At 66.9% G+C, this 26258-nt stretch carries 19 protein-coding genes; 1 reads left to right on the forward strand and 18 read right to left on the reverse strand.

The features are described 5' to 3' along the window. Positions 1-30 precede the first annotated feature (30 nt). From WEA80_13270 to ugpC, 9 genes are all read right to left on the reverse strand, one after another. Positions 31-1377, reverse strand: a complete 1347-nt coding sequence (locus tag WEA80_13270) for a carboxypeptidase-like regulatory domain-containing protein (protein ID MEX1187550.1) — start codon at positions 1375-1377, stop codon at positions 31-33. Between the two features lie 55 nt (positions 1378-1432). Continuing rightward, positions 1433-2794, reverse strand: coding sequence for a carboxypeptidase regulatory-like domain-containing protein (locus WEA80_13275; protein MEX1187551.1), 1362 nt, complete (start codon positions 2792-2794; stop codon positions 1433-1435). Between the two features lie 73 nt (positions 2795-2867). Next, positions 2868-4253: a carboxypeptidase regulatory-like domain-containing protein gene (locus tag WEA80_13280; protein MEX1187552.1), complete on the reverse strand. Its 1386-nt coding sequence runs from the start codon at positions 4251-4253 to the stop codon at positions 2868-2870. Further along, positions 4254-5882, reverse strand: a complete 1629-nt coding sequence (locus WEA80_13285; protein ID MEX1187553.1) for a DUF2723 domain-containing protein — start codon at positions 5880-5882, stop codon at positions 4254-4256. It abuts the gene before it with no gap. Between the two features lie 57 nt (positions 5883-5939). After that, positions 5940-6845, reverse strand: coding sequence for a dihydropteroate synthase (folP, locus tag WEA80_13290; protein MEX1187554.1), 906 nt, complete (start codon positions 6843-6845; stop codon positions 5940-5942). Next, entirely contained in the window at positions 6842-8830 is a 1989-nt protein-coding gene (ftsH, locus tag WEA80_13295; protein ID MEX1187555.1) for an ATP-dependent zinc metalloprotease FtsH, read from the reverse strand. The genes folP and ftsH overlap by 4 nt, the downstream gene beginning before the upstream one ends. Positions 8831-8936: 106 nt before the next feature. Further along, positions 8937-9491, reverse strand: coding sequence for a hypoxanthine phosphoribosyltransferase (gene hpt, locus WEA80_13300; GenBank protein ID MEX1187556.1), 555 nt, complete (start codon positions 9489-9491; stop codon positions 8937-8939). Next, entirely contained in the window at positions 9488-10414 is a 927-nt protein-coding gene (gene tilS / locus WEA80_13305; GenBank protein ID MEX1187557.1) for a tRNA lysidine(34) synthetase TilS, read from the reverse strand. The genes hpt and tilS overlap by 4 nt, the downstream gene beginning before the upstream one ends. 42 nt (positions 10415-10456) lie before the next feature. After that, entirely contained in the window at positions 10457-11581 is a 1125-nt protein-coding gene (gene ugpC, locus WEA80_13310) for a sn-glycerol-3-phosphate ABC transporter ATP-binding protein UgpC (GenBank protein ID MEX1187558.1), read from the reverse strand. 41 nt (positions 11582-11622) lie between these two features. Between ugpC and WEA80_13315 the strand changes: the two genes are divergently transcribed. Continuing rightward, positions 11623-12984: a GH1 family beta-glucosidase gene (locus WEA80_13315; GenBank protein MEX1187559.1), complete on the forward strand. Its 1362-nt coding sequence runs from the start codon at positions 11623-11625 to the stop codon at positions 12982-12984. Between the two features lie 14 nt (positions 12985-12998). On the opposite strand, the gene WEA80_13320 is transcribed toward WEA80_13315, so the two are convergent. The 9 genes from WEA80_13320 to WEA80_13360 all read right to left on the reverse strand — a co-directional run bounded on the left by WEA80_13320 (position 12999) and on the right by WEA80_13360 (position 26132). Next, entirely contained in the window at positions 12999-16193 is a 3195-nt protein-coding gene (locus tag WEA80_13320) for a discoidin domain-containing protein (protein ID MEX1187560.1), read from the reverse strand. Next, positions 16190-17023: a carbohydrate ABC transporter permease gene (locus tag WEA80_13325; protein MEX1187561.1), complete on the reverse strand. Its 834-nt coding sequence runs from the start codon at positions 17021-17023 to the stop codon at positions 16190-16192. The genes WEA80_13320 and WEA80_13325 overlap by 4 nt, the downstream gene beginning before the upstream one ends. Continuing rightward, positions 17020-17940, reverse strand: coding sequence for a sugar ABC transporter permease (locus WEA80_13330; protein MEX1187562.1), 921 nt, complete (start codon positions 17938-17940; stop codon positions 17020-17022). The genes WEA80_13325 and WEA80_13330 overlap by 4 nt, the downstream gene beginning before the upstream one ends. Then, positions 17937-19220 carry a sugar ABC transporter substrate-binding protein gene (locus tag WEA80_13335; GenBank protein MEX1187563.1) on the reverse strand — a complete coding sequence of 428 codons (1284 nt, stop codon included), beginning with the start codon at positions 19218-19220 and terminating at the stop codon, positions 17937-17939. Before WEA80_13335 ends, WEA80_13330 begins: the two co-directional genes overlap by 4 nt. Continuing rightward, entirely contained in the window at positions 19202-20716 is a 1515-nt protein-coding gene (locus WEA80_13340; protein MEX1187564.1) for a glucoamylase family protein, read from the reverse strand. Before WEA80_13340 ends, WEA80_13335 begins: the two co-directional genes overlap by 19 nt. Before the next feature lie 176 nt (positions 20717-20892). Beyond that, positions 20893-23847 carry a carboxypeptidase regulatory-like domain-containing protein gene (locus tag WEA80_13345; protein ID MEX1187565.1) on the reverse strand — a complete coding sequence of 985 codons (2955 nt, stop codon included), beginning with the start codon at positions 23845-23847 and terminating at the stop codon, positions 20893-20895. A 73-nt stretch (positions 23848-23920) separates the two neighbouring features. Next, positions 23921-24952: a LacI family DNA-binding transcriptional regulator gene (locus WEA80_13350; protein MEX1187566.1), complete on the reverse strand. Its 1032-nt coding sequence runs from the start codon at positions 24950-24952 to the stop codon at positions 23921-23923. A gap of 189 nt (positions 24953-25141) precedes the next feature. After that, positions 25142-25936: a DUF4097 family beta strand repeat-containing protein gene (locus tag WEA80_13355; GenBank protein MEX1187567.1), complete on the reverse strand. Its 795-nt coding sequence runs from the start codon at positions 25934-25936 to the stop codon at positions 25142-25144. A gap of 13 nt (positions 25937-25949) precedes the next feature. Beyond that, on the reverse strand, positions 25950-26132 hold the full coding sequence (locus tag WEA80_13360) for a hypothetical protein (protein ID MEX1187568.1): 183 nt from the start codon (positions 26130-26132) through the stop codon (positions 25950-25952). Positions 26133-26258: the final 126 nt, after the last annotated feature.

Here is a 26258-nt window from a genome sequence, read left to right on the forward strand (position 1 = left end):
GGCTTTTTGCTTAGGCGATGGCGCCGGCTCCTAGCGTATGCCGAGCTTCCACTTCGACCAGATGACGACGACGCGGCAGTTATTGAAGTTGTCTCTGAACTCGGCGGGCGCGAAAGCCTGCGAGTAAACCTCGATCGCGGCGACTTCGTCCGGCGACATGAATTCATCGACGTTGCCGCGCCACCGCATCCCGTCCACCCAATAGGAAGTGCAAGCCCGTCCGAACGCCCCGCGCCGCGGCGGCGGGAAATGGCGGAGAAAGTCGGATACGTTAAAGGCGTATCGCTTCGCGAGATCGACCGGAGAAAGATATCGGCCCAGTCCCGATCGCTGGCGAGCCGTGAAGCCCACACGCTCCAGCCCAAGACTTCGCCTCGCCTCGATAAAGACCGCCTCGAGCACCGGCACATAGGTGTCGAGCCGCACAACTACTTCGCGCGGGGCTCGCCGCGTGAGATGCACGACCAGCTCCGCGGGCAGATAGCCAAGACGACGCACCACCAGCATCTGCGAGCCGAACACCAGGCCGCTCAGCGCGAACCTGCCCGTGGAGTCCGTGACCGCGGCGCCGGAGCCGAGCCGAACGTGTGCCCCTGCAAGGGGGAGCCCGGCCGAATCCACAACCAGCCCCTGCAAAGAAGCGCCCGGTGCGGAGCCTGCGGCGCCGGCGGCCGCCCCTGGCGCTACTGCGGCGACTTGAGCGGAATCGGAAGTCGGCAGAAAGAGGGCGACGACGACGAGCATCGCTGCCTCATAGCCGACTGGAATCCTCCCCGTGTTGTCGCGGCCTCGCTCCGCGGAGATGTCCGCGGTGAGCTCATTCGGCAGGCCGCAAAACTTGTAGCGCCCGGCAGCGTCGGTGAGCACAGCATGTTGACGCGGCTCCTCGCGGATACCGAATTCGCGGCCGACTGAGAGCTCCGTCCACGACAGCCGGACGTTGACGCCGGTGAGCGCATCGTCGGTGTCCGCCGAGAGGACCATGCCCATTATCGCTCCCTGATCCGGGGCGGACGAACCGCATTTCGCCCGCACCATCGTCAGCCCCGAAGGGATACCGAGCACCAGCGACACGACCGAATCCGCTCCGAACACGAGCGGCTCGGTGCGAACGCGGACACCAAGCGTATCAAGCAGCTCGTGGAAAAGCTCGACAGAATGCGATCCGGCCGGCACGCTGTCAATGCGAAATCGTCCGAGAGAATCGGTAACGCCCATGCGCGCCGTGCCGATCACTCGCAATCCCGCGCCGCGGAGGACGCCCCCGCGCAGGCTGTCGACGGCTATCCCGTGCAGCACCGCATGCCCGTCCTGCTGAACGTTCTGCGCGGCGACGGGCAATGCCACCACGAAGAGCAACACGCACAAGGCTTTCATCAGGCTCCAGTCAACCACAGCCGTGGCGTTTCCAACGCGTGCCGCCGGTCGCCACCTACCGCACGCCGAGCTTCCATTTCGTCCAGATGACAACCACGCGGCAGGTGCCTTCGAAGCTCTGGAACTGAGGAGGCACGGCGGCGCCGTCGTACACCTCGATGGCAGCCACCTCCTGCGGCGTCATGAAGTCGTCGGGGGTGGCCTCGCGCCAGCGGCTCCCGTCCACCCAGTAGTGCGTGCACGCGCCGCTGAATCCGGTCTCGCGCGGCGGGGGCAGATGGCGCAGAAAATCCGACACTTCGATGGCAAGGCGCTTGTTGAGATCGTCCTGAGTCATGAACCGGCCGAGTCCCATGCGCTGCCTTTCCGTGAAGCCGGCCCGCTCCAGCGCCGCGCTCCGGCGCGCCTGCACCAGCACCGCCTCGAGCACGGGCACGAAGGCACCGAGCCGCACGGTCACCTCGCGCGGCTCGCGGCGGGTGAGATTGAGGATTATCTCGGCCGGCTCGAACCCGAGCTTGCGCGCGACGAGAGCCTGCGTTCCCGACGGCTGTCCGCTCAGCACGAATGCGCCGGCCGAGTCGGTGACGGCGGCATCGGGGCGTGTGGCGAGCGCGACGCGCGCGCCGGGGAGCGGGTCTCCCGCGCCATCGACGACCACTCCCCTCACCTCCGCGCCGCCCGTCGCGGTCGTCCCGGCCTGCGCGCCGGCCGCGCCCGCGTCGGACGTCCCCAGGTACAGCGTCGCCATTCCCAACCCGGGCGCGCCGTACGTGATGGGAAGCGTGATCGTGCTGTCGCTACCGCTCGCGGCATGGATGTTCGCGGAAAGCTCGGTCGGCAGCCCGCACAGCTTGTACCGGCCGCTCTCGTCGGTCGTCGCCACGCGCTGATGCGGCTCATTCCGCATCCCGACCCGCTCGCCCACGGTCACTTCGATCCACCAGAGGCGGACCTCGGCCCCGGCGACCGGCTCCTCGCTGTCGGCGTTCAATACCAGCCCGATCAACGCGCCCGAGCCGGCGGCGGACCCGGAGCACTTCGCCCGCATGACGGTGCGCGCCGACGGAATGGCGAGCGCCAGCGACACGGTTGAATCCGCCGCGAACGCCATGGGCGGCGTGAGCACTCTCACGCCGATGGTGTCCAGCGCCGGGTGAAACAGCTCGATTTGATGCTCGCCCGCGGGAATGCTGTCGATGCGAAAACGCCCCACCGAGTCGGTAACGGCGAATCGCATCGTGCCGCCGACAGTCACGGACGCGCCGTTGGCGAAGCCGCCGTGAAGGCTGTCCTGGACCGTTCCTTCCAGTATCGCGAATGCCGCCGGACGCGGCTCCTGCGCGGCCGCCGGCGCGCCGAGCGCCGCGAACGATGCGAGCGATGCGAGCGATGCGAGCGCAAGGATGAGCTTCATCGGGAAATCATCTCACGACGAGTGAATGTGCGGCAGAGGATCCCGAAGGGCACCCCTCCGCCCGGACGCGCCGTTACAGCCGCAGCTTCCACCTGGTCCACACGGCTACGGTAGCGCAGCGATCGTACGTCTGGAACTCGATGGGGGTGAAGCTCCGCGTGTAAACCTCGATCGCTTCCACTTCATCCGGCATGACGAACTCGTCCAACGGCGTCGTCATACCGCCGCCGCTGCCGGACGAGCCGCCGCGCCACTCGACTCCGTCGACCCAGTATTTCGTGCAGGTCCCGCCGAATCCGTCGCCGGGGCGCCGAAGCGCGGGAATGCTCTCCAGCAAATTCCCCAGCCGGTACGCGTTCCGATTCAGGATGTAATCCCGCTCGATGAAGTGGCCGGTGCCCCGCGCCTTCCGCGAGTTGAAGCCGATGCGGTCCAGCGCTGCCTCGCGCCGCGCGCCGATGACTACTGCCGCGAGCACGGGCACGTACTGCTGCAGCACCACGTCGATCTCGTTCTTCCTCAAAGGCGTGAGGTTCACCGCCAGCTCGACTGGCATGTACCCCAGGCGCCGCACGACGAGCGCGCGCGTTCCGGTGGGCTGCCCGGTAAGAGTGAAGGAACCGGTGGAATCCGTCGTCGCCGCGCTCGTGGCGCCCGTAATGGAGACGTGCGCGTTGTCGATCGGCTTGCCCTCGCCATCCACCACCGTTCCGGAGAGCGTCGCGGTGCTGCTCGCGCCGGGGCGCGGAACCGTGTCGCCCGCCGCCGCTACGGCGCCGCCGCCCGGCAGCAGGAACGTCGCCAGACCCAGCAGAGCGTCACCGAACACGATCTGCACTTTGCCGGTGCTGTCGGCGCCGTGCTGGACAAAGGCTTCGGCGGTCAGTTCGGCCGGAAGCCCGCAGATCCTGTAGTAGCCACGCGCGTCCGACTGCGTCTGCCTGCGGCGGGGTTCGCTGCGAACACCGGTGGTCTCGCTGATCGTGATGTCGCTCCAGTTCAGCGTGACCTGCGCTCCGGCGACCGGTTGCTCGGTCGCGGCGTCGATGATCTGGCCGAAGAGAGCGCGATCGTCCTCCCCGCGCGGAGCTCCGCACTTCGCCGTCACGATCGCAAGCTGGGAGGGGATGGCCAGAATCAGCTCCACCGTATCGCCGGCGACGAACCGCATGGGCGGAGAGACGACTCCGAGCGACAGCGTGTCGAGCAGCGGATCGAACAGCGCGACCTGATATTCACCCGGCGGAATGCTGTCGATGCGGAACCGGCCGAGCGAATCGGTGAACGTCATCTTCGACGGACCGAGCACGCCCACCGTCGCGCCGCGCAGGAAGCCGCCGCGGACGCTGTCGACCGCGACGCCCTGCAACACAGCATATCCCGCCGGCGCGGGATTTTGCGCGACGAGCTCGGCGCACGGGATCAGGGAGAACGCAACAACGGCGATTCGACGCAGCATCTATTGATTGTGATTGATCTCAGCTTCAGGTGAGGAGGACGTCAGACAGCTCGCGGGCAATGTACGGGCGGCCGCACCCGGCGCCACCATGATCGGGCGTCCGCGCTCGTGCGCCGACGAGCACACTTCCGCCAACGTGGCGCTCAGTCCGCGCCAGGTGTCGGCGTCCGCGGAATCGACCAGCGAGTGCCGGCGTGCCAGCTCGCGCCGGTACCAGGCGGTTCCCAGCAGCGGCACCGTGACAACGGTGACGTCGCCGCGGACTTTCTCGACCTCCTGTGCGTACCAGAGCGGATACGTGTCGTTGTCGCCGGCGGCGAGCAGCACCCCGGATGGAGGCACGCGGCCGAGGAGCTCGCGCGCGGTGTCACGCGCGGCGGTCGCGTGCGCGGCGGCGCGCCGATCGACGGCCTTCCAGTTCAGGGCAACGGGCGAAGCCACGACAGCGATACCCGCGAGCTGCAGGATGGTTCTCGCGGACGGACTCGCCAGCCGCGCTCCCAGGACGCGCACCGCCCGCACCGCCCCGAAGCCGGCCCACAGGCCCCACACCACGAACGACGTCGCGAAGAAATAGTCGCGCTCCCGCGCCTCGCGGGGCGCGCCGGCCGGAAGCAGTCCTTCTCCGAACGATGGGCCGGCCTTGAGGTTGAGGTACAGGATCACTCCCAGCGACGCGGTCGCGAACAGCAGCAGGAGCGCGCCCCAGCCGCGCCGGTCGAGGTTGCGGTGAGCCCGGCTCCCATACAACCCGAGTGCGACGAAGACAGCCGTGACGGACGTCCGCGCGAGCGAGGGGGGCGGTGACGGCTGCAGGCCGAGCGCGAATTGCCAGTCGGCGTACTCGAACCAGTTGCCTATCTGGAGATAGAGCGGCGCCTGGCGCGGCCAGAAGCCCGGATCGGTGTACTGCTCGCGTCCCAGTACGTCGATCAGCGCGGCCCACGTCGCGGGGTTTCCCTGGTTGACCGGGGGATCGTGCTGCGCGCGCACCAGTAGATATAGCACGGCCGATATGCCCAACGCGCCCACGAACGCGATCTGCGTGATGCGCGCGCCTGTGAGCCGCGGGCGCGCCGGCGCGATCAGCAGTACCGCGGCGGGCGCCGCGACCAGCGCGGCGAGGTGCAGCGAGTACGACAACCCGACGACGTACCCGCACAGTAGAATCCACGGCCACGGCGAGCGCGCATCGCTCGAGCCGGCTCGATCCGCGCTCCACAGGATGAGCGCGGCGCCGAGCAGCGCGAGCGCGTACACCTCGGCCTCGGTCGCGTTGCGCCACACGCTCGACGTGGCGCCCGCGCATATGGCGGCCGCGACCGCGGCGACGTTGTCCCGCGTCCAGCGCGCGAGCATGGAGCCGAGAATCCCCACCGCCGCGGCGGTCGCGACCGCGGAGAGAAGGTTTATCCGAACCGCATAGTCGAGCGGCCAGGTGAGCATCGCCCACACGTTCGCCGCGATCACGTACAGCGCCGTGCCCGGGGGATGCGGGATGCCGAGCGAGTGCACGGCGGCGATCAGCTCGCCGGAGTCCCACCAGGTTACGGAGGGGGCGAGGGTGGCGGAGTAGATGGTTATAAGCACGGCAAAAACGGACCAGCCGACTGTGCGAGTGCGCGGCATCAGATAAGTGCGCTGCGTGCTGCTGCACTACGCTGCGTGCTGCGCAGTTCCAACTGATCACTGATCACTGATCACTGAGCACTGAGCACTGAGCACTCCCCACGCCGCGTCCAGCGCCTGCCGGTGCATCCGTACGTCGTGCACCCGAAACACCCGCGCTCCCCTCATCAGCGCCACGATCGCGACGCCCACGCTCCCGGCATCCCTCTCCGCCGCGACAGCGACCCCGGTCAGCTCGCCTATCATCCGCTTGCGCGACAACCCCACCATCACCGGGAATCCGAGCTCGCAGACGCGGTCAAGCTCCCGCAGCACCGCCAGCGAATGCGCGGACGTCTTCGAAAATCCGAATCCTGGATCTACTACGATGCTCGACCGGTCGACCCCCGCCGCGACAGCGCGCTCCACGCCGTCGGCGAGCTCCCTAACAATGTCACCGACGATGTCATCCCCGTACCGCGCCACCGCGTACGACGCCATCTCGGCCACGCTCCCCCGTGAGTGCATCAGCACCACGCCGCACTCCGCGCGCGCGCACACTCCCGGCATCGCGCCGTCCAGGCGGAATCCGGAGACGTCGTTCACGATCACGGCGCCGGCATCCAACGCGCGCTGCGCTACCCCGGCCTTCACCGTATCGATGGATATCAGCGCGTCCGGCTTCGCGGCGAGCACTCCCTCGATCACCGGAATTACGCGCCGCAGCTCTTCCTCGAGACTCACCGGCGCCGCGCCCGGCCGCGTCGATTCGCCCCCGACGTCCACGACGTCCGCGCCCTGCTCGATCAGCTCGAGCCCGCGAGCGACCGCCCGATCGGGGGAAAAAGAAACACCCCCGTCGCTGAAGCTGTCGGGGGTGACGTTCACGATCCCCAGGAGGACCGGCTTTTCGATTTCGATTGTTCTCCCGCCGACTGTCCAGCGAGAACGCGTGCTGGCGCCGGCCGCGGCCGACGAGGTCACGCCGGTGCCGGCTCCGGTCCAGCCAGAAGCGGCTTCTTGGCGGTCTTCGCCTGCGTCGCGACCGCCGCTATCACGGCCGGCGGCTGCACCGGCGGCTCCGGCGCGCGCGGCGGCAGCTGCTCGCCCCGGGCCAGCGCCAGCACCTCGTCGCCAGTCAGCGTCTCGCGCTCCAGCAGCGAGCCCGCGACCGAATGCAGCAGGTCGAGGTTCGCGCTGAGCGTGTCCAGCGCGCGCGTGTACGCTTCGCGGATCACCCTCTCCACCTCGGAATCCACCAGCTGCGACGTGCGCTCCGACACCTCGCGCCGGTGCCCCAGCTCGCGGCCGAGGAAGACTTCCTGCTCGTTGTCGCCCACGAGGATCGGCCCGATCTTGTCGGACAGTCCCCACTGCGACACGTACCTGCGCGCGATTGCGGTGGCCTGCTGGATGTCGCTCGCGGCGCCTGTGGTGACCCGGTCGCGGCCGAACACCAGCTCCTCTGCTGTGCGTCCGCCGTACGCCATCGCGAGCCGCGCCTCGATCTGCCTGCGGGTCACCGACACGCGGTCGTCCTCCGGCAGCGTGAACGCGAGACCGAGCGCCCGCCCGCGCGGAACGATCGTGACCTTGTGCAGCGGATCGTTGCCCTCAACCTTGATCGCGCAGATGGCGTGACCGGCCTCGTGGTACGCCGTCAAGCGCTTCTCCTCGTCCTTCATCACCATCGACTTCCGCTCGGCGCCGAGCATCACCTTGTCCTTGGCGTCCTCGAAGTCGACCATGTACACCTTGTCGTGGTTCCGCCGCGCCGCGAGCAGCGCCGCTTCGTTCACCAGATTCGCGAGGTCGGCGCCCGCCATCCCCGGCGTGCCGCGCGCGAGCGTCGTGATGTCCACGTCTTCCGCGACCGGCTTGTTGCGGACGTGCACCTTGAGAATCCCCTCGCGGCCGCGCAGGTCGGGAGCGTCCACGATGATCTGCCTGTCGAAGCGGCCCGGGCGCAGCAGCGCCGGATCGAGAACGTCGGGCCGGTTGGTAGCCGCAACCAGGATTACGCCCTCGTTCGATTCGAAGCCGTCCATCTCGACGAGCAGCTGATTCAGCGTCTGCTCGCGCTCATCGTGCCCGCCGCCAAGACCAGCGCCCCGGTGCCGGCCGACCGCGTCGATCTCGTCGATGAAGATGATGCACGGCGCGTGCGCCTTGCCCTGCTCGAACAGGTCGCGCACGCGGCTGGCGCCGACACCAACGAACATCTCGACGAAGTCCGAGCCAGACATGGAGAAAAACGGCCGCCCTGCTTCACCTGCGATGGCGCGGGCGAGCAGCGTCTTGCCCGTTCCCGGAGGGCCGACCAGGAGCGCACCCTTGGGCAGCCGTCCGCCGAGCTTGGTGAATTTCTGGGGATCCTTCAGAAACTCGATGATCTCCTCGAGCTCGACCTTGGCTTCTTCCACGCCTGCCACGTCGGCGAAGGTGACCTTGGGCGTGTCGCCCGTGAGCAGCTTGGCCTTCGACTTCCCGAACGAGAACGCCTTCGCGCCGCCGGCCTGCATCTGCCGGAAGAGGAAGATCCAGAACGCGACGATCAGGAGGATCGGGAGGTAGGCGAGCAGGTGCGCGCCGAACGACGCCCGGGCAGCCTGCGCCTGGATCTCGACGTTGTTCGCCCGCAGGCGCGCTACCTCGTCCTCGGACTGCTCCACCGGCAGTCGCACGTTGAACTTGGAGACCTCGCGGCGGTTGACGAGGACCTTCTTCTTGAAATCGCCCGTGATCGCGGCGCCGGCCTCAATGTTGACCTTGGCGACGTTGCCCGCCGTCAGCTCGCGGTCGTACTGCGTGTACGAGATCTCGGGCGCCTGCTCCGCGCCCTTCCCGGAAAACTGGATGAAGGCGACCGGGATCAGGATCACCAGGATCCAGAACGAGATCGTCTTGGAGACGCTGCCCCAGTTGGGGGGCTTTCTCGGCGGCTTGGGGACGGGCGGTTGTGGAGGCATATCTATAAAAGAAAGCTATTAGCTGTTGGCTCTTGGCTGTTAGTAAAACCGAAAAAAATCGCGTTAGTGCCGTTAGCTAACAGCCAATAGCCAATAGCCAACAGCGCTACTCCAGGCTCGCGATGTACGGCAGGTGGCGGAAATCCTCCGCATGGTCCAGGCCGTATCCCACGAGAAACTCCTTCGGCGCGTCGAATCCAACGAACCTCACGTCGTGCTTCATACCGTCGGCGATGCGCTTGTGCAGCAGAGCGCAGATCTCCAGCGATTTCGGATCGCGCTCCCTCATTATCTCCAGCATGCGGCCGAGCGTCCGGCCGGAATCCACGATGTCTTCGACGAGCAGGATGTGCTTCCCGGCCAGCTCCGTCTCCGGATCGTACAACAGCCGCACGTTCCCGCTCGAGACCATCGCGTCGCCATAGCTCGACGCCACGAGGAAGTCGACCTGCAGCGGCCGCGTGATCTTGCGCACCAGGTCGCTCAGGAAGATGAAGCTCCCCTTGAGCAGGCCGAGCACGAGCAGATCTCCATCCGGATACGCCGCGCTGATCTCCGCGCCGAGCTGCTCGACGCGCTCGGCTATCTCACCCTCGTCGAAAGCGATCCGGCGGACCGGCCTGCCAAGCAGCCGCGGGTCGGCGACCAGCGCGTCCTTCACGGGACCTTCCGTCGTAAGACGAAGTGCTCGCGAGTTCTCACGACTTCATTTCCCCCGGAAAGTTGGATGGAGCCGCCGGTAGCCCCCTCAATAGTAAACGCGGCTACCCGGCGGGTTCCGCGTCTGTCCATGGTCACGTCCGCGCGCGCCGCGATCTCCGGCCAGAGGATGGCGAGCTCCCGTTGATCATACGACCCCAGAACGCGCCGGGCAACGAACAGCGACCCGTCCGAGTGCCGTTCGATGCCGAACCCGTCCACCGCGGCGGCTACCGTCCGGCGCCAGTCCGCGGCGCGCCGCGCCAGGTCCAGCAGCTCGTCGGCGAACGACGGCCGAGCGGCGAGAACCGCGGGCAGCAGATCGAGCCGAACCCGGTTGCGCAGGTGGCGCCGCGAGAAATTGGACGGATCGTCCACGTACTCGAGCGAGTGCGCGCGCGCGTACGCCTCCAGCGCAGCTCTCCGCGTCCGCAGCAGCGGGCGCAGCACGTCGGTTCGCGCATATAGCCCCGCGAGGCCGCGCGGGCCGGCGTCACGCAGAATGCGGATGAACACGGTCTCGATCTGATCGTCCAGCGTGTGCGCGGTGGCGATCGCGGCGTCGTGGTCGCGCGCGACCTCGCGCAGAAAGCTCCAGCGCTGCTCCCGCCAGCCCGCTTCCGTTCGCGCTTTGACGTCCGCGCGTCCGGTGAAGCACTCGAGGCCCAGCTCCTTGCACCGCCGGCGCACCAGCCGCGCGGCGTCGGTCGCGGCGCGACCGGTGCCGTGGTCGAAGGTGGCGACGATCAGCCGGGACCGGGCGCCCCGCGCCGCGTGCAGCAGCGCCATTGAGTCGAGCCCCCCGGAAACGGCGAGCACGACGCGGTCGTGACTCGACAGCGCCCGCGAGACTTCGTCGCCAATTGTCGTGCTCGTCCGGGTCATGCGCGGCGTGGATGGTAGAGCATAACTCTACACGACCCGACTCTACTCGGGGTGGCTCGCCCCCGAAGTTATCCGCTTGCCCGAAGCCGGATCGAAGAAGTGCGCCTTCTCCATGTCGATCGCGAGCGTTATCGGAGAGCCTAGCGGCGGCATCGGCTGCGGCGACACGCGAGCTACGATGTCCTGCTCTCCGGCGCGCGCGTACACGAAGACCTCGTTACCGAGCGACTCGGCCAGGTCGAGCCGCGCTTCGATGGTGGCGCCGTTCCGCGCATCCGGCACGACCGACACGTCCTCCGGGCGGACGCCCATGATCACGGTCCCGCCGCTCACGGATCCCAGCCGGGAGGCGAGGTGACGCGGGAGCGCCGTCTGCCACGCCCCGCCTTCGGCGATGAAGCGCGGCTCGTCCCCGCCAGCGACCGTCCCGGTCGTGAAGTTCATCGCCGGATTTCCGATGAAGCCCGCGACGAAGCGGTTGTCGGGCCTCTCGTACAGATTCAGCGGCGTATCGATCTGCATCACGTGCCCCTTGTCCATCACGACGATCCGGTCTCCCAGCGTCATCGCCTCGACCTGATCGTGCGTAACGTAGATCATCGTGACCGCCAGCTCCTGATGGAGCCGCGCGATTTCACGCCGCATCGAGACGCGCATCTGCGCGTCGAGGTTCGACAGCGGCTCGTCGAACAGGAAGACCTTGGGCTGCCGCACGATCGCTCTGCCGAGCGCGACCCGCTGTCGCTGGCCGCCGGAAAGCTGGCGCGGTCGCCTGTCGAGATACTCCTCCAGACCCAGCGTCGCCGCCGCGGCGGAGACGCGCTCGTCGATCTCCGCGCGCGGCATGTTTCGCAGCTTCAGCGCGAAGCCCAGATTCTCCCGAACCGTCATGTGCGGGTAGAGCGCGTAGCTCTGGAACACCATCGCTATGTCCCGCAGCTTCGGCGGCACGTGATTCACCACGCGCCCGTCGATCTTCACGGTCCCGGCGCTGATGGACTCCAGTCCGGCGATCATCCGCAGCGTGGTGCTCTTGCCGCACCCCGACGGTCCGACCAGGACGACGAACTCGCCGTCGGCGACCTCGAGGTCCACGCCCGCGACCGCGACGTGCTCGCCACCATCGTGGTAGATTTTGCGCACACCTTCGAGCGTTACGCTCGCCATGATCCGCCCCTCGCGTGCATCGCGCCTCCGGCAATTCCTGAATGAGTGATTCCTACCGGTTCCCCGCTGGCTTCCTCTGGGGAGCGGCGACCTCCGCGTATCAGATCGAGGGATCGCCCACCGCCGACGGCGCGGGCCGCAGCATCTGGCACCGCTTCTCCCACACGCCCGGGAAAACTTGGCTCGATCAGACGGGCGACGTCGCCTGCGATCATTACCGGCGCTACGCGGAAGACGTCGCGCTGATGAAGGAGCTCGGACTCAACGCGTACCGGTTCAGCATCGCGTGGGGCCGCGTGTACCCCGCGGGTACCGGAGCCGTAAACCGGAAGGGCCTCGACTTCTACTCGCGCCTCGTGGACGAGCTGCTGCGCAGCGACGTCATGCCCAACGTCACGCTGTATCACTGGGATCTCCCCGAAGCGCTCGACGACCGCGGCGGCTGGCTCAATCCCGACATCGCCGGCTGGTTCGGCGACTACGCGGGGACGATGTTCGACGCGCTCGGCGACCGCGTGAAGATGTGGTCCACTCTCAACGAGCCGTGGGTCGTGACCGACGGCGGCTATCTCCACGGCGGGCTCGCGCCGGGCCACGCCAACCTGTTCGAGGCCCCGATCGCGACGCACAACCTGCTGCGCGCGCACGGCACCGCGGTGCAGCGGTTCCGCGCGAGCAGCGCGGCAAAGGACGGCAGGATCGGCATCGTCGTGAACCTGGAGCCGAAGCACCCAGCATCCGAGTCGCCCGAAGACGTGGCAGCGACGAAGCGCTCCGACGCGTACATGAACCGGCAATACCTGGATCCGGTATTTCGCGGGCGTTACCCGGCGGAGATGAAAGAGATCTTCGCCGAGGCCTGGCCCGACTGGCCCGATGCCGACATGCGGCTCATCCGGCAGCCGATCGACTTCCTGGGGGTCAACTACTACACGAGGAAGGTCGAACGTCATGCCTACGATCGTCTGCCGCTGCGCACGAAGCCCGTGCCGCAGGAACATGCCTGGACCACGCAGACCGACTGGGAAGTGTATCCTCGCGCGCTCACGCAACTGCTGCGCGGCGTGAAGGAGAGCTACGGCGACGTTCCGTTGTACATCTGCGAGAACGGCGCGGCGTTCGACGACCCGCCGCAGGCGATCGACGGCAAGGTCGAGGATCCGCAGCGGGTGGAGTACTACCGGCGGCATCTCCGCGCCGCGCACGATGCCATCCGCGGCGGAGTAGACCTCCGCGGCTACTTCGCCTGGTCGCTGCTGGACAACTACGAGTGGTCGGGCGGCTACTCCAAGCGGTTCGGGATCGTGCACGTGGACTACGAGACGCAGCGGCGCACGATCAAGTCGAGCGGACGGTACTACGCGTCCGTCATCGCCAGCAACGGAGAAATCCTCTCGGATTAGCGCGTACGCGGCGCTCATCTCCCGTACCTGAAAACGATCGTCGCCGGCAGGGCGCGCACGGTCACTTCGGAGCCGGTACCCGGCCTCAGCACTCCGTTGACCGCGACGGACGTGAACGACTGGTCCAGCGGCGACCGGACCACGATTCCGCCGGCGGGGATGCGCAATCCCGCGCGGAGACTCACCGTCACGGCGCCGCTGTCGCCGCGCATGTCATAGGTGATAGGTCCGTAGTGCGTCGAGAGACTGGCCACGCGTACACCGGGATGCTCCCTGACCCAATCCTCCTTCACGCCCGCGGCGACGACCAGCGAGCTGTCGCTCTCCCGCTCGAACGCGAACATGTCGAGGAAGCTCCGGATGTAGTCGCTCCCCACCCACGTGTGCGGCATGTCGCCGATGAATGCCGGCTTGTTCCTGTCGTTGAACACGACTTCCGCCCACATGTACCAGCCCGGCGGCCGCTGGTGGCGGAAGAAGAAGGAGAGCAGCTCGTGCGCCCGCTCCTTCTGGCCGAGCTGGACGAACGTGCCGACGGTGCGCAGCTCGTACGGCGTGTAGGCTTCCCACGGCTTCGCGCCGGTCGCGCGCTCGCGGGCCTCGGTGAAATACCTGTCGAACGTTCGCGCCAGGAGATCGGCGGGAAGCCTGTGCGCCTCGCCGCCCGGTGAGACACCTACAGTGGTTGACGTGGCGTCGAAATCGGCCAGCTCCGCGGAGCCCGGGATGAAGTCGATACCGTGCTTGCTCGTCACGAACCGGATCGACGCGTAAAAATCCTCGCGGAAGCGGTCGCGCAGGCGCTCGAACGCCGCGCTTTCCTCTCTGCCCAGCTCGCGCGCCATGAAGGCAGCGTCCTTGAATCCGCGCAGCGCGAAGAAGTCGTCCCAATAGCTGTGCATGGGTTTCGCGCTGTAGCCTTCGTGGCTGATGGACTCGGGCATCAGCCCGCAGAAGGCGCGGTTGTCGCCGGACCGGTATCGCTCCGTCATTCGCGACTGCCGCAGCGAATCCATGTACGACACCGCTTTCGCCACGTGCGGCCACATCCTGCCGAGGAGCGTGGTGTCACCCGTATGCCGGTAGTACTCGGCGACCAGGTAGATGAACTGGCCGTGACTGTCGTTCTCGGGGACGGGCGTAGCGCCCTGCTCGTCCACGCAGCACGGGATCTTGCCGTTGGGGTACTGCTGCGTGGCGTACCACTCCACGAACTCCTTCACGACGGGCGCGTGTCCCATGCGAAGCAGCGCGGTGGAAGTCAGCGAGCCGTCGCGGATCCAGGAGCGGGAGTACGAGCGGGAACCAGGCTGGATCGCGGGGCCGTCTCGGTTGATGAGGATGTACGCGAGGTTGGCGCGCAGCGTCCGCACGTGGGGTTGGCCGCTCGCCGGCAGATCTATTTGGACCCGGTCCAGCTTCTCGCGCCACACCTCGCGCGCGGCCCGCTCGCGGGCCGCGAACGATATCTCGCTCGGGTAACCGTGCGTCCCGGTGAGAGGTATCGCGATCTCGACCGAGTCGGCGACGGTGCCCGGCTCCATTGCGACGCCGTACACGATGTCGTATCGCATGGCGGCGGAGGCGAGACCGAACGGATCCACGACCTCCTTCGCCGACGGAATCTCTCCCGCATGCAGCCAGCTGATGATGCGCCCTTCGTCGAACGACACCGCCCCAAAATTATTCGGGAAAGTCACCGAGTGCACCGCGTTCCTGCCGTTGACGCTTATGTCGCGTCCGCGAATCTGCACGGAGTCGACTCTCGCGATCCCACCAACCTGACTCAGAAACTGCCACGGCGGATTCACCTGGAGCGGCCGAACCGCGAGAAACAGCATTACCATCTGGCCGTAGTCGGTGAGATCGGTTACGCGGTAGCGAACGTGCAGCGCCGACGAATCGGGCGGTCCGGTGGGGACCGCCGATATCAATAGCTCCAGGTCGCCCCGCCGCGTTTTTACTATCCATCTCACCTGCGGAAACGGCAGCGCCCCGGAGTCGGGGAGCACGGTGATCTCTGCGTCATGCCAGGTGAAGAGTTTGTCATCGGCGTAGAGAAAGGGCTCGATCGAGAAGCGTCCACGGCCCACCTCGATCATCCCTTCTTCGTTGATGAGCGCTTCTTCCTCGGCGCCGTCCACGCCTATCACGGTCCAATACGACTGCTCGCCCGAGAGATACCGGGGATAGCTTCCGCGCCGCGCGTCTTCCGCGATGACGCGCATGAGATCGTTCTTCGTCGGAGCCCATTCGAGCGGCTTCACGCTCAGCTCGCGGATTCCGTAGCCGCTCGCGCCCTCCGGCTCGTTGAGCACGATGCGGAGATGGCGCGCGTCGCTCTCCGGCACGTGGACGTAATCGCGCGGGTCGAGCGTGGAGGCGGGCACCGGCGACGTTCTGTTCACCGAATACAGCTTCTGCCAGGCAACTCCGTCCACGGATCCGAGAACGTCGTATGATCTCGCGCGGCGGCCGGGCGACCAATCGACCACCATGCCGCCAAACTCCCGGCGCTTGTGAAAGTCGATTTCTATCATTGCCGGAGCGGCCCCACTGTAGCGCCACGACGTCTCGGGATCGCCGTCCGTCGCCCGACCGATATCGAATCCGGGCGCTGAAGCGGTCGCGGTCACCCCGGGAACGAGCGTGTACGGAGCTTCGGGCTCCAGCGGCGCCAGCACGAGGTCGTCGATCCACACGCTGCCCTTCCCGCCCGAGCCGGCCGTGATCGCGAACTCGATCGCGAACACCCGGCGCAGCTCGCGATCCGACGTCGGCCCCCAGGCGAACGAGATGTGCCGCTTCTTGCGAATTATCGTGCGCCATTCGCGCGGGAACACGAAGCCCGGCGTGTTCGACCACCAGACGTTCTCCCCCGTCGAGTCGGCGAGCTTGAACTCGAGCGTGTTCACCGGCGCAGAGCCGCGGATCGCGAAGGAGAACTCGTAGTTGGCCGGCAGCGGCAGATTCACGGCCCGGCGGACCACCGCGTACCCGCCATGCCCGTGAAAGTCGAAGTCGAGCCGCATCGAGCGGCCGCGCACGCCCCTGTCCGGATGGATGGTGATCTCGACGCCGTCGGCGGGAATCGCGGTCCACTGGCTCACCGACTCGAACGCGTCGATGACGACCGGCGCCGGCTGCTGCGCGCCGCCGGCGGCCGCACACACGCACGCAAGCGCAGCCGCGACGAAGCGCGCGCTCATCCCTTCACGCTCCCGGCCATGATCCCCTGGATGTAGTACCGCTGCAGGAAGAGGAACACGGCCAGCACCGGCAGCACCGTGAGCACCGAGCCGGCCATCATCAGCTCGGTGTCCTGCACGTGCTCGCCCGAGAGGTTCGCCAGCGCCACCGGCAACGTGTAGTGCGACGCGTCGCTCAGCACGATCAGCGGCCACATGAAGTCGTTCCACGTCGCGAGAAAAGTCCAGATCGCGAGCGTCGCCAGAATCGGCAGGATCCCCGGCACCACTACCTTCCAGTAGATCGTCAGCTCGGACGCGCCGTCGATGCGCGCGGCGTCGAGCATGTCGTCCGGGATGGACAGCGCGTACTGCCGGATCAGAAAGATCCCGAAGATGCTCGCCATTCCCGGGATGATCACGCCCCAGTACGTGTTCACCAGACCCAGCTGCTTCATCAGCAGGAACAGCGGCAGCATCGCCACCTGCACCGGCAGCACGAGCCCCAGCGACAGCAGGCGGAACGTGCGGTCGCGCCCGCGGAAGCGCAGCTTGGCGAACGCGTAGCCGGCCATGGAATTGATCACGAGCGACGTCGCCGTGACGGTGAAAGCCAGGAACGCGCTGTTGAACAGATACCGCCCCAGATCCAGCCGCGTGAACAGCTGCTCGTAGTGCTCGAGCGTCACGCGGCTCGGAAGAAACCGCGGCGGGTACGCGGTCGCTTCGCCCGTCGGCATGAGCGACGCCGACAGCATCCACGCCATCGGCATGAGCGCGACGATCGCGCCGAGCACCAGCACGGTGTGCAGAACGATCGAGACGACCAGCTCCCGCCGCGGCCCCGTCACGCGCGCTCCCTCTGCAGCCGGAACTGGATCAGCGTGGCGATCAGAATCACCAGGAAGAGCACGAACGCGATGGCCGCCGCGTAGCCCATCCGCCACCAGCGGAAACCTTCCTCGTACATCAGCAGCACCACGCTGGTCGTCGCGCGCAGCGGTCCGCCCATGGTCATGACGTACGGCTCGGCGAACAGCTGGAAGTAGCCGATCATCGTCACCACGCCCACGAACAGCAGCGTGGGTCCGAGCAGCGGCAGCGTCACGTTGAAGAAGCGCCGCACCGGACCGGCGCCGTCGATCTCCGCGGCGTCGTACAGCTCGGACGGGATCGACTGCAGCCCGGCGATGAAGATCAGCATGTTGTAGCCGAAGTTCTTCCACACCGCCAGCAGGATGATCGCCGGCATCGCCCAACGCGGATCGCCCAGCCAGTCGATCGGCTCGACGCCAAGGTAGCCGAGCCCGTAGTTGAGCAGCCCGTAGCGCGTGTGGTACAGGTAGCGCCACACGATCGACACCGCGACGAGCGTGGTGACGAACGGAATGAAGTAGATCGTGCGGAAAACCGTCTTGAACCGCGTGAGCTTCGCGTTGAGCAGCAGGGCGGCAGCGAGCGAGAGCGCGATCGTCAGCGGCCCGCCTGCGAGCGCGAAATACAGGGTGTTGCGCAGCGCCTGCCAGAACTCCGGCGTCTGCAGGAGCCGGCCGTAGTTCCTGAGGCCCACGAACCTGGTCGCAGACGGGTCGGCGATCGCGTAGATGTCGAAGTCCGTGAGGCTGAGCAGCAGCGACGCGAGCACCGGCAGGAAGAAGAAGATGAAGATGAGGCTCAGCGCCGGCGCGAGAAACAGCCACGCCGCCCTGCCGGTTCCCGGCGGCAGCTGCGCGGCCGGCATTCTCGCCGGAATCGCGGGCGCGGTCATTCGGGCTTGCCGCTCCGCGCCAGGAGATAGCGCCGCTTCTCCAGCATCGCGTTGACGTCGCGGTCCAGCGCGGCCAGCGTCTGATCCACCGTCGCCGCGCCGCGCACCGCCCGCTCGCCCCGCTCGTAGATCGCCGTGGCGATCTCCTCCCACTCCGGCACCTGCGGCAGCGGCACCACGCGGTCGAGCTGATCGCGGAACGCGCGCGCGCGCACGTTGTTGGTGAGCAGCGTGTCCTGCCATGACGCCTTCCGTGGCGGCAGATCGCCCGTGAGCTTGTAGAACTCGAGCTGCGTGGCGGGGCGCGAGAGATACTCGATCAGCAGCCACGCTTCCCGCTTGTGCCGCGACCCCTCGAAGATGGCGAGGCTCGCGCCCGCGGCCATGGACGCGCCCGGACCGTCCTTGCCCGGCATCGGCGCGGTCGTCCACTTGTCCTGCACGCTGTCGGCGAGGCGGTTGCGGAACTCGCCGATGTACCACGGCCCGGAGATGTACATCGCGATGTTGCCGCGCTCGAACTCCTGGAAGAGGTTCGAGATCTGCGAGCTGCTCACGGGCGGCGCGAGACCTTCGCGGAAGAAGCTCAGGTAGAACTCGAACGCTTCCCGGAACCGCGGCTCCTGGAACGCGCCGAAGCGGCCGCCCTGCGACAGGATTGGCGAGCCGGTCTCGAGCGCGAACCCGACGAGCTGGGGCCACTCGTTGGTGGGCATCAGCATCGGATACTGCGACGGGCCCATCTGCGACTTGATCTTCCGCATGGCGGCCATCCATCCCGCCCACGTTTGCGGCAGGTCGCTGTAGCCCGCCCGCGCGAGGATGTCGGACCGGTAGTACACGAGCCGCGTGTCCACGTACCACGGGATGCCGTACGTCTTGCCGTCCACGACGTTGGTCCGCCAGATCCCGTCGAAGAAATCGCGCGGGTCGATTCCGTCCGACGCGGCGATCAGCTCGTCCAGCGGCGCGAGCGCGCCGAGCGCGACGAACTCCGGCAGCCAGGTATTGCCGAGCATCGCGATGTCGGGGGTGGCTTCGCCGACGAACGCGGTGAGCAGTTTCTCGTGCGCCGCGGTCCACGGGATCTGCTGCACTTCCACCCTGATTCCCGGGTGCTCGCGCTCGAACGCCGGCATCAACTCCGAGACTACCTCGCCCTCCCGCCCCATCGCCCACAGCCGCAGCGTCACCGCGTCGCTCGCCGGCGACTCCGCGCAGGCGCCGAGCGCGAGCGCCGCGCCGGCGATCGCCCGCGCGATCAGCGCGCGTGAATCCATTTTCGCGCCGGCTTCATGGTCAATCGGCCGCCGGATGTCGCCGGCGCTCGCGCAGCCGCATCGAGCCAGCCGCCGGTGAATCCTGCCTTCTTCAGCCCCGCGATGATGTACGGATTCCTTCGCATCGTCCGCCAGATCAGGTCCGACCGGTAGTTCTCGATCATGATGATGATGGGACCCTGGTCGATGCCGAGGTAATCGCCGTCGAACCAGCCGACGCCGGGCACTACTCGTCCATGCCGCAGCGGCAGATTCACGTCCAGCGTCGGATTGAACGAATCGAGAAACCCGTAGCTCGTGAACAGGTGCTCGCCGTACCTCTCGCGCATCGCGACCAGCGCGGGGATGGCGATCTCCGGCGCGAACGGCACCGAGCCGCCCGCCGCGGTCGGTCCGATGGTTCCGTCGTCCATGATCTCATTCGCCGCGGCTCCGCGCGCGCGATAGGTGAAGAACGACCGCTGCCGGCCGTCGAGAGTAATGGCAGTGTCGATCGGCCCGTCCACCGCGGTCAGCCCCCAGATCGTCGGGCCGTAATCTTCCCAGTCGTTGGGATTCGCGATCGCGTACGCGCGCTGCGCCAGCGTCGCGCGGCGGGAGTTCTCGAAGTAGTCGATCCCTTTTCCGCGCATGTACTCGTCCTGGACGCCGCGGAAGTCGATCCACATGTGCGAGTACTGGTGCCCGAACAGCGGCGGAAAGTTCACGTGCTCGTAACCATGGAACGAAGCCCACTTGTAGTTGGCCGTCCACGCGCTCCACGCCGCGGGATCGATCGGGTGCGTGGGCGACGCGAACGCCAGCACGTACACGATCATCGCCTCGTTGTACCCCTCCCAGTGGTAGTTGATGAACCCGCGCTCCGGCCGCCACCCCATGCTCACGACGGGCGGCTTGGTGATCGCCCACGACCAGTCCACGCGCCGGTACATCGAATCGGCGTACGCGCGGATCGCCACCTCGGCGGCATCCGGGCGATCGAAATACGACTGGCAGAAGAGCGCGCCCGCGAGCAGCAGCGCAGTGTCGATGGTGGACAGCTCGACGTCCCGGAAGCGGTGGCCCGTCTCCATGTCGAGAAAGTGATAGTAGAATCCGCGGTAGCCGGTCACACCGGCGCTGTCGGGCCCCTGCGGCGCGCGATACAGGTAGCGCAGCGTGGTGAGCGTTCGCTCGGCCGCCTGCGCGCGGGTCACGTATCCCCGCTCGACACCGACCGGGTAAGCTGTCAGCGCGAATCCGATCGCGGCTACGCTCGAGAAGCTCTTGGTCGGCCAGCGGTCCGGCGTGAGCCCCGTGCGGGCATCGGTGCGCTCCCAGAACCAGTCGAACGTGCGCCGCTGCAGCGTGTCGAGAAACGCCGTCTGCCTGGGGGTGATTGCCGCCGGCACGGTCGGCGTCGCCGGCAGGCGGTCGCCCGGCGGCCTCGGCGCCGCGCAAGCGAGCCCGAACAGGAGCGTGAGCAAAACCGCTGTGTTCAGTCGGGCGTGGCGCATTGGATTCTCATTGCTGGAGGATGCAGGAACAAGAACACGTTGGCCGGTGACGTAACGCTCCGCAACCACGCGGTATCGCGGCACCACCGGCGGAACGACACGGCGCTGGCCGCGAACTGCGCGACCAGCGCCGGTTTCGACCTATGCCCTGTGCAAGGGCACACGTTCGGGCTGGACTAGAAGTCCAGCTCTGCGCCCAATTGATACCTCCGCGCGTCCGTCACCACGCAACCCGGCGTGCCGAACTCCCCGGCAGCGCGATCCCCGGTCCGGTAACAGCCGAAGTTGTCGCGGTTGAACGCGTTGAACAGATCGACGGTGATCCCGAAATTGACCGGCGTGCGGCCGAACGTCGGGAAGTCCTTGCGGAACCGCATGTCGACGTTCCGATAGGGGAACGTTCCGGGAACGGTGAACCCGCCGCGCTCGTACGCGTTTCCGGTAGTGCCTTCACCGCAGAAGCGGCCCGGGCAGCCGACGTCCTGCTTGTACTTCCCGCCCAGCGTGGCGAGCCCGGAGAACTGAATGCCGAACAGATACGGCATGTCGGTGATCCAGTTGGCCACGATCCTATGCTTCTCGTCGTTCGACGGGTGCCGCGGAATGAAGCGGGCAGCCGGAAAAGCGAAGTCGTCGTTCAATCCGTCCACACCTTCCAGCTCGCGCGTGGAGTACGCGTACGCCAGACCCGCTCCCCATCCGAATGAGCTGAGGGAGGCGCGCCGATACGGGCGATCCAGCTGAACCTGGATAGCCTCGTACCACGTCTTCTTCTCGTTGCTGGAGTAAATGAAGTTGCTGAAGCCGTGCGGGGCGAGGTCGAAGCTGCTGCAGCACCGGCCATCGGCGTTGACGCCGAAGTTCGCCCAGTTCAGCACCATCTGATCTTCGCCGATCACGTTCGCGTACGTCAGCGACGCGGCGAAGTCGCCGAACAGCTGGCGCACCCCGACGTTCCACTGCTTGGACTTCGGCACCTTCGCCTCGTTGTCGATCAACCAGGCTTCCGGTCTGCCGGACGTCGCGACGAGCGCGTCGAGCACGTCCCGGTCCGCGGTGAGGTATGCATCGTCCCACGCCACCTGTCCCGGCCCCGGCGCAACGCCCCGCGGCGCGAACCGAACCGTGTAGAACGGGTGGTTGATCTTCATTTGCGGCTCGACCGCGTACAGGTCGAAGGGAATCCGGTCGTAGTACAAACCCCATCCGCCGAAGACCGTGGTTCTGCCGGCCTGATCGATCGCGTAGGAGAATCCGAGCCGCGGCTGGATCGCTCCCATGAACGGCTTGCTGTTGTCGCCGGTGCTGATGTACCGGTCCAGATCCAGCGGAGTGATGAGCTGGTCGTTGTACCGGGTCAGCGTGTCTGCGACCATCTGCGGCGTCACGTAGTCGTGGTCGAGCATGCGCGACTCGTAATCCCAGCGGACACCGAGATTGAGCGTGAGTCGCGGGATCGGGCTCCAGTCATCCTGCACGTAGAGGCCGACCTGCTTGTTGTCCGTCTTCAGGTCCGATTGGCCGGTGCCGTACTCCACCTCGAACGGCGTGGCGTAGTTGTACGTCTGGCCGCCGTCGACGTCCCGGTACCTGAACTCGGGCGTGCCCCTGTTGTCCTTGTAAATGTCGTACGTCACGAAGTCGATGCTCGCGCCGCCCTTCACGATGTGCTCGCCGAACATGCGGAAGCCCGAGTACGTGAGGTCGTCACGCAAACCGATCCTGCGCTGGAGAAAGTCCTGCGTGCTCAGGTTGCTGCCGATCCTGGCTTCTCCTCCGGGATAGAAGAAGGCGCGCTGGGGCAATCCGGGCGAATTCGGCTCCGGATGCCGGCGGAAGCTCGAATAGTCGACCTTGGCCTCGTTGAGCAGAGGGCCCCTGTAAAAATTGTACTTCACCTGGCCGATGCCGACGTTCTGGCCGAAGTCGACGGCTCCCTGGAACGCGGTCGCCCCTCCGAAATCCCGAATGTCCGACTCGTTCCGATTGCTGAAGCTCACTTCCGCGGTGGAATTGTCGTTGACCACGTAGTTCAGCTTCCCGAAGAGCAGCGTCTCGCGAAACGGTGAGATGAACTGGCCCTCGTACTGCGCCAGGTTGACGGTATCGAGCGCCGCGAACCCGGTCGGCCGGGCAGCGAAGCTGACGCGGTTCGCGCGGTCCTGATAGTTGCCCTCGTACGATCCGAAGAAGTGCAGCCGGTCGCGGATGATCGGTCCGCCGGCGCTGAGCGCGGCCAGCGTGCGCGAATAGTCCGGTCTGATGAAGTTCGGATCCGCTCGCTGGAAGGTGTCGCGCGCGATCATGCCTTTTGTCTGCCGGGCGTACATCGCGTTGCCGCTCCACTCGTTGGTGCCAGACTTCGTCGTCGCCGTGATGATGGCGCTGGACGACTTCTGATATTCCGCCTTGAAGTTCTGCGAGATGACGCGGTATTCCTGGATCGCGTTCCGCGGGAACGGGTTGCCGCGGCTGGCATCCTGCCCCGCGACGCCGCCGGCCGTGAGATCGTTCTTCAAGCTCGAGCCGTCGACGAACAGGTTCACGGAGCTCGCCGTCTGCCCGCCCGCGGAGAACGTCCGGAACTGGCCGTTGACGCGGTCCTCCGTGACGGTGATCCCCGGAGACAGCACGGCGAGGTCGAGGAAGTTGCGGCTCGCCGTCGGGAGCTTCTCGATCTGCGCCTCGGTCACGTTCGTGGCGACCTCGGACGTCCGCGTCTCGATGATGGGCGCCGCGGTCACGGAGACCGTTGCCAGCTGCGTAATGGCCGGATTGAGCGCGAAATCGCGGATGGTCGTGGCGCCGATCTGGACCACCACGGTCCGCGTCTTCGGCTCGCTGCCGATGCGGCGCACCGTCAATTCGTACGTCGCCGGCGGGAGGCCGACGAGCGTGTAGGAGCCGTCCGCGCGGCTCACTGTGCCGCGCTGCACTCCCGTCGCCGGGTTTCTGGCGATGATCTGCGCGTCCGCGACCGGTGTCGTGCCGTCTTCGGCCGTGATGACGCCACGGATCGTTCCCGTCGTCGTCTGCGCCTGCGCGGCGTGCGCGAATGCCGACAGCATTCCCGCGACCGCCAGTAGCGTGACGAGGAGGAACCGTGAAACGCTGAACCGGATCGTAGTCATTCTCAACTCCTGGGTTGTAGTCGATCGTGTGATGAACCGGGACGAGCCTTGCGGGACTGCTGGTCGTGCCATCTCAGGCGGGTAGTGCCGGCGGCGGCGGGCGCTCCGTCAGTGCGGCGCCGCTGGAACGGCGGATCACGATCTCCGTGGACACGCGCTCGCGCCGCCGCGCGTGATCGTTCTTGTGCTCCACGCCGTGCAGCAGCAGCTCCACCGCCCGCGCACCGAGCTCGTAGGTGGGAACCCGCACCGTGGACAGCGGCGGGTCCATGTACCGCGCGAGCGGTATGTCGTCGAACCCCGCGACGGCGACATCCTCCGGCACCCGCACGCCCGACTCGCGCAGCGCGCTCAGCGCGCCGATCGCCATCGAATCGTTGGCGGCGAAGATCGCCGTGGGCCGCGGCTCCACCTTCAGCAGCTCGAGCGCGGCCGCGTACCCGCCCGCCTCGGTGAACCCTCCCTCCGCCGCGAGCGAAGGGTCGGGCGTGATCCCGGCCGCCCGCAGCGCGAGCCGGTATCCCCGCATCCGCTCGGCGGCGTCGTAGTTCCGCGCCGCGCCCTTGATGATGGCGATGCGTGTGTGGCCGAGCCCGACCAGGTGGCCGACGATCGCCTTCGATCCGCCCTGATTGTCGATCGTGAGCAGATCCGCCCCGTCGCCGCGCGGCGCCGAGCAGAGGAGGACGATCGGCAACAGCGCGGGCACGTCAAGCGGCGCATCCGCGCCGAGGTCCGGCGACATGGCTACCACGCCATCCACCCGGCCGCGCATCGCGCGCATCGCCGTCTCGATGCCCTGCCTGTCGGCGTGCGCCCGGCTGATGAGCAGGTGAAAACCGTGGCGCTGGGCGGTGTCGTCCATGCCGCGGATCACTTCGGAGAAGAACTCGCCGTAGAGGTCGGGGAGAAGGACGCCGAGCGTCTGGGTCTTCCGGGTGATGAGGCTGCGCGCGCCGCCGTGCGGAACGTACCGGAGGCGGCCCGCGACTTCGCGAATCCGCTGGCCGGTCTGCTCGCTCACGGGGCCGCTCCCGTTGAGCACACGGGACACGGTGGCTACCGACACTCCGGCTTCACGGGCGACGTCCTTGATCGTGACCATTCTCCTCGGGAGAGGGTTCACAGCCCCCGGATCTACCTGGTACGAGGGCGAATGTAATCGTTTACACCGGAGCCGCCAGAGGAATTTTCCGGGCTCCGCTTTGCCCCTTTCCGCGGTGGGCCGGAGGTGCAAAAAAAACCGGGACCCCCGCCTGAGGGCCCCGGCTCCTTCCACAAGCGACGTGGCCTCTCAGGACCGCCTGAGCCGCACGCTGCCGTTCACGGTGCTGATCGAGATCGTCTCGCCACCACCGTTGATCGTCCCGCGCGCGTTCTTGGGACCCCAGCGGCCGGTGACCGTTATCGGAAACTCCGTGTTGATGCTGCCGTTCACGGTCGAGATGTCGAGATCCGCGGCAGTCTGGCCGGGAAGCGATATCTCCACCGAGCCGTTCACGGTCCGGAAGCGCATCGCCTCGCGCGTCGCGGTACCGATCTCGGCGCGCACCGAGCCGTTCACCGTCGTGGCCGACACGGGTCCGCCCGAAGTGGCAACGGTCACGCCGCCATTGACCGTGCTGGCCTTGATCTCACCGCTCACGCCGCCGACCTGCACCCCTCCGTTCACGGTGTTGGCGCTCACGTGAACGCCGCGCGGCACCTGGATCGTGAGGTCGGCGCGCGCATCATTGTCGTAGTTGCGCTGCCTGCGCGAATCGATCCCGTCTTCCTTACAGGTATCGATCTGGTGCCGCAGCACGCACACCGTCAGACCGGTCGCCGTCCGGACGAGCGCGAACGAGATGTCCTCCGGGTCTCCCCGTCGGCCCCATTTCTTCTCCGCGCGGATGTGAATCTGATCGTCCGGACTCAGCTCGTACTTCACCGCGCCGTTGATGGAATGTGCTCTGGCCCACTGTCCCGCCACGAGCGGCCCGCTCCACGTCCAGACTTCCTGGTCGCGGCCGAGTCCTGCCTGCGACTGCAGCGCCGCCGCCGGAGCGAGCAGAGCCAGAGCCAGTGCCGCAAAGATCATCTTCTTCATAAAGTTGCCCCCGTTATTCGCGGTTCTGCCCGCGGATGATGAGAATGCTGCCGCTGAACGTCTGCGCTTCGATTCGCGCGTTGCCGCTCCCGATTCGGCGCAGCGTGGGCGACGGAGTCGTGCTCAGCCGTGCCTGACTCTCAAGACAATACGGCCGGTTGTGCCCCGGGGTGTCATTCAGAGCCGCGTGCTGCAAAAAGTGACTAGTGACTTGTGACTAGTGACTAGTAACGGCGGAAGCTGGGAACGGAGGATTTGTTGTCGTTCACTAGTGGACTGTAACTGAAGTTCGTTTTGCAGCGATCCGATTCTTTGGATTGCT

The organism is Gemmatimonadaceae bacterium (assembly GCA_040882285.1).
Classification (GTDB): Bacteria; Gemmatimonadota; Gemmatimonadetes; order Gemmatimonadales; family Gemmatimonadaceae; genus JACDCY01.

Excerpts from the sequence above, each read along its gene's own strand:
- WEA80_13350 (MEX1187566.1), bottom strand. The coding sequence starts at position 24,952 with ATGGTCACGATCAAGGACGTCGCCCGTGAAGCCGGAGTGTCGGTAGCC.
- WEA80_13275 (MEX1187551.1), bottom strand. The coding sequence starts at position 2,794 with ATGAAGCTCATCCTTGCGCTCGCATCGCTCGCATCGCTCGCATCGTTC.
- ftsH (MEX1187555.1), bottom strand. The coding sequence starts at position 8,830 with ATGCCTCCACAACCGCCCGTCCCCAAGCCGCCGAGAAAGCCCCCCAAC.
- WEA80_13315 (MEX1187559.1), top strand. The coding sequence starts at position 11,623 with ATGAGTGATTCCTACCGGTTCCCCGCTGGCTTCCTCTGGGGAGCGGCG.
- WEA80_13280 (MEX1187552.1), bottom strand. The coding sequence starts at position 4,253 with ATGCTGCGTCGAATCGCCGTTGTTGCGTTCTCCCTGATCCCGTGCGCC.
- WEA80_13270 (MEX1187550.1), bottom strand. The coding sequence starts at position 1,377 with ATGAAAGCCTTGTGCGTGTTGCTCTTCGTGGTGGCATTGCCCGTCGCC.
- WEA80_13320 (MEX1187560.1), bottom strand. The coding sequence starts at position 16,193 with ATGAGCGCGCGCTTCGTCGCGGCTGCGCTTGCGTGCGTGTGTGCGGCC.
- WEA80_13355 (MEX1187567.1), bottom strand. The coding sequence starts at position 25,936 with ATGAAGAAGATGATCTTTGCGGCACTGGCTCTGGCTCTGCTCGCTCCG.
- WEA80_13330 (MEX1187562.1), bottom strand. The coding sequence starts at position 17,940 with ATGACCGCGCCCGCGATTCCGGCGAGAATGCCGGCCGCGCAGCTGCCG.
- WEA80_13345 (MEX1187565.1), bottom strand. The coding sequence starts at position 23,847 with ATGACTACGATCCGGTTCAGCGTTTCACGGTTCCTCCTCGTCACGCTA.
- WEA80_13340 (MEX1187564.1), bottom strand. The coding sequence starts at position 20,716 with ATGCGCCACGCCCGACTGAACACAGCGGTTTTGCTCACGCTCCTGTTC.
- ugpC (MEX1187558.1), bottom strand. The coding sequence starts at position 11,581 with ATGGCGAGCGTAACGCTCGAAGGTGTGCGCAAAATCTACCACGATGGT.
- WEA80_13335 (MEX1187563.1), bottom strand. The coding sequence starts at position 19,220 with ATGGATTCACGCGCGCTGATCGCGCGGGCGATCGCCGGCGCGGCGCTC.
- WEA80_13285 (MEX1187553.1), bottom strand. The coding sequence starts at position 5,882 with ATGCCGCGCACTCGCACAGTCGGCTGGTCCGTTTTTGCCGTGCTTATA.
- tilS (MEX1187557.1), bottom strand. The coding sequence starts at position 10,414 with ATGACCCGGACGAGCACGACAATTGGCGACGAAGTCTCGCGGGCGCTG.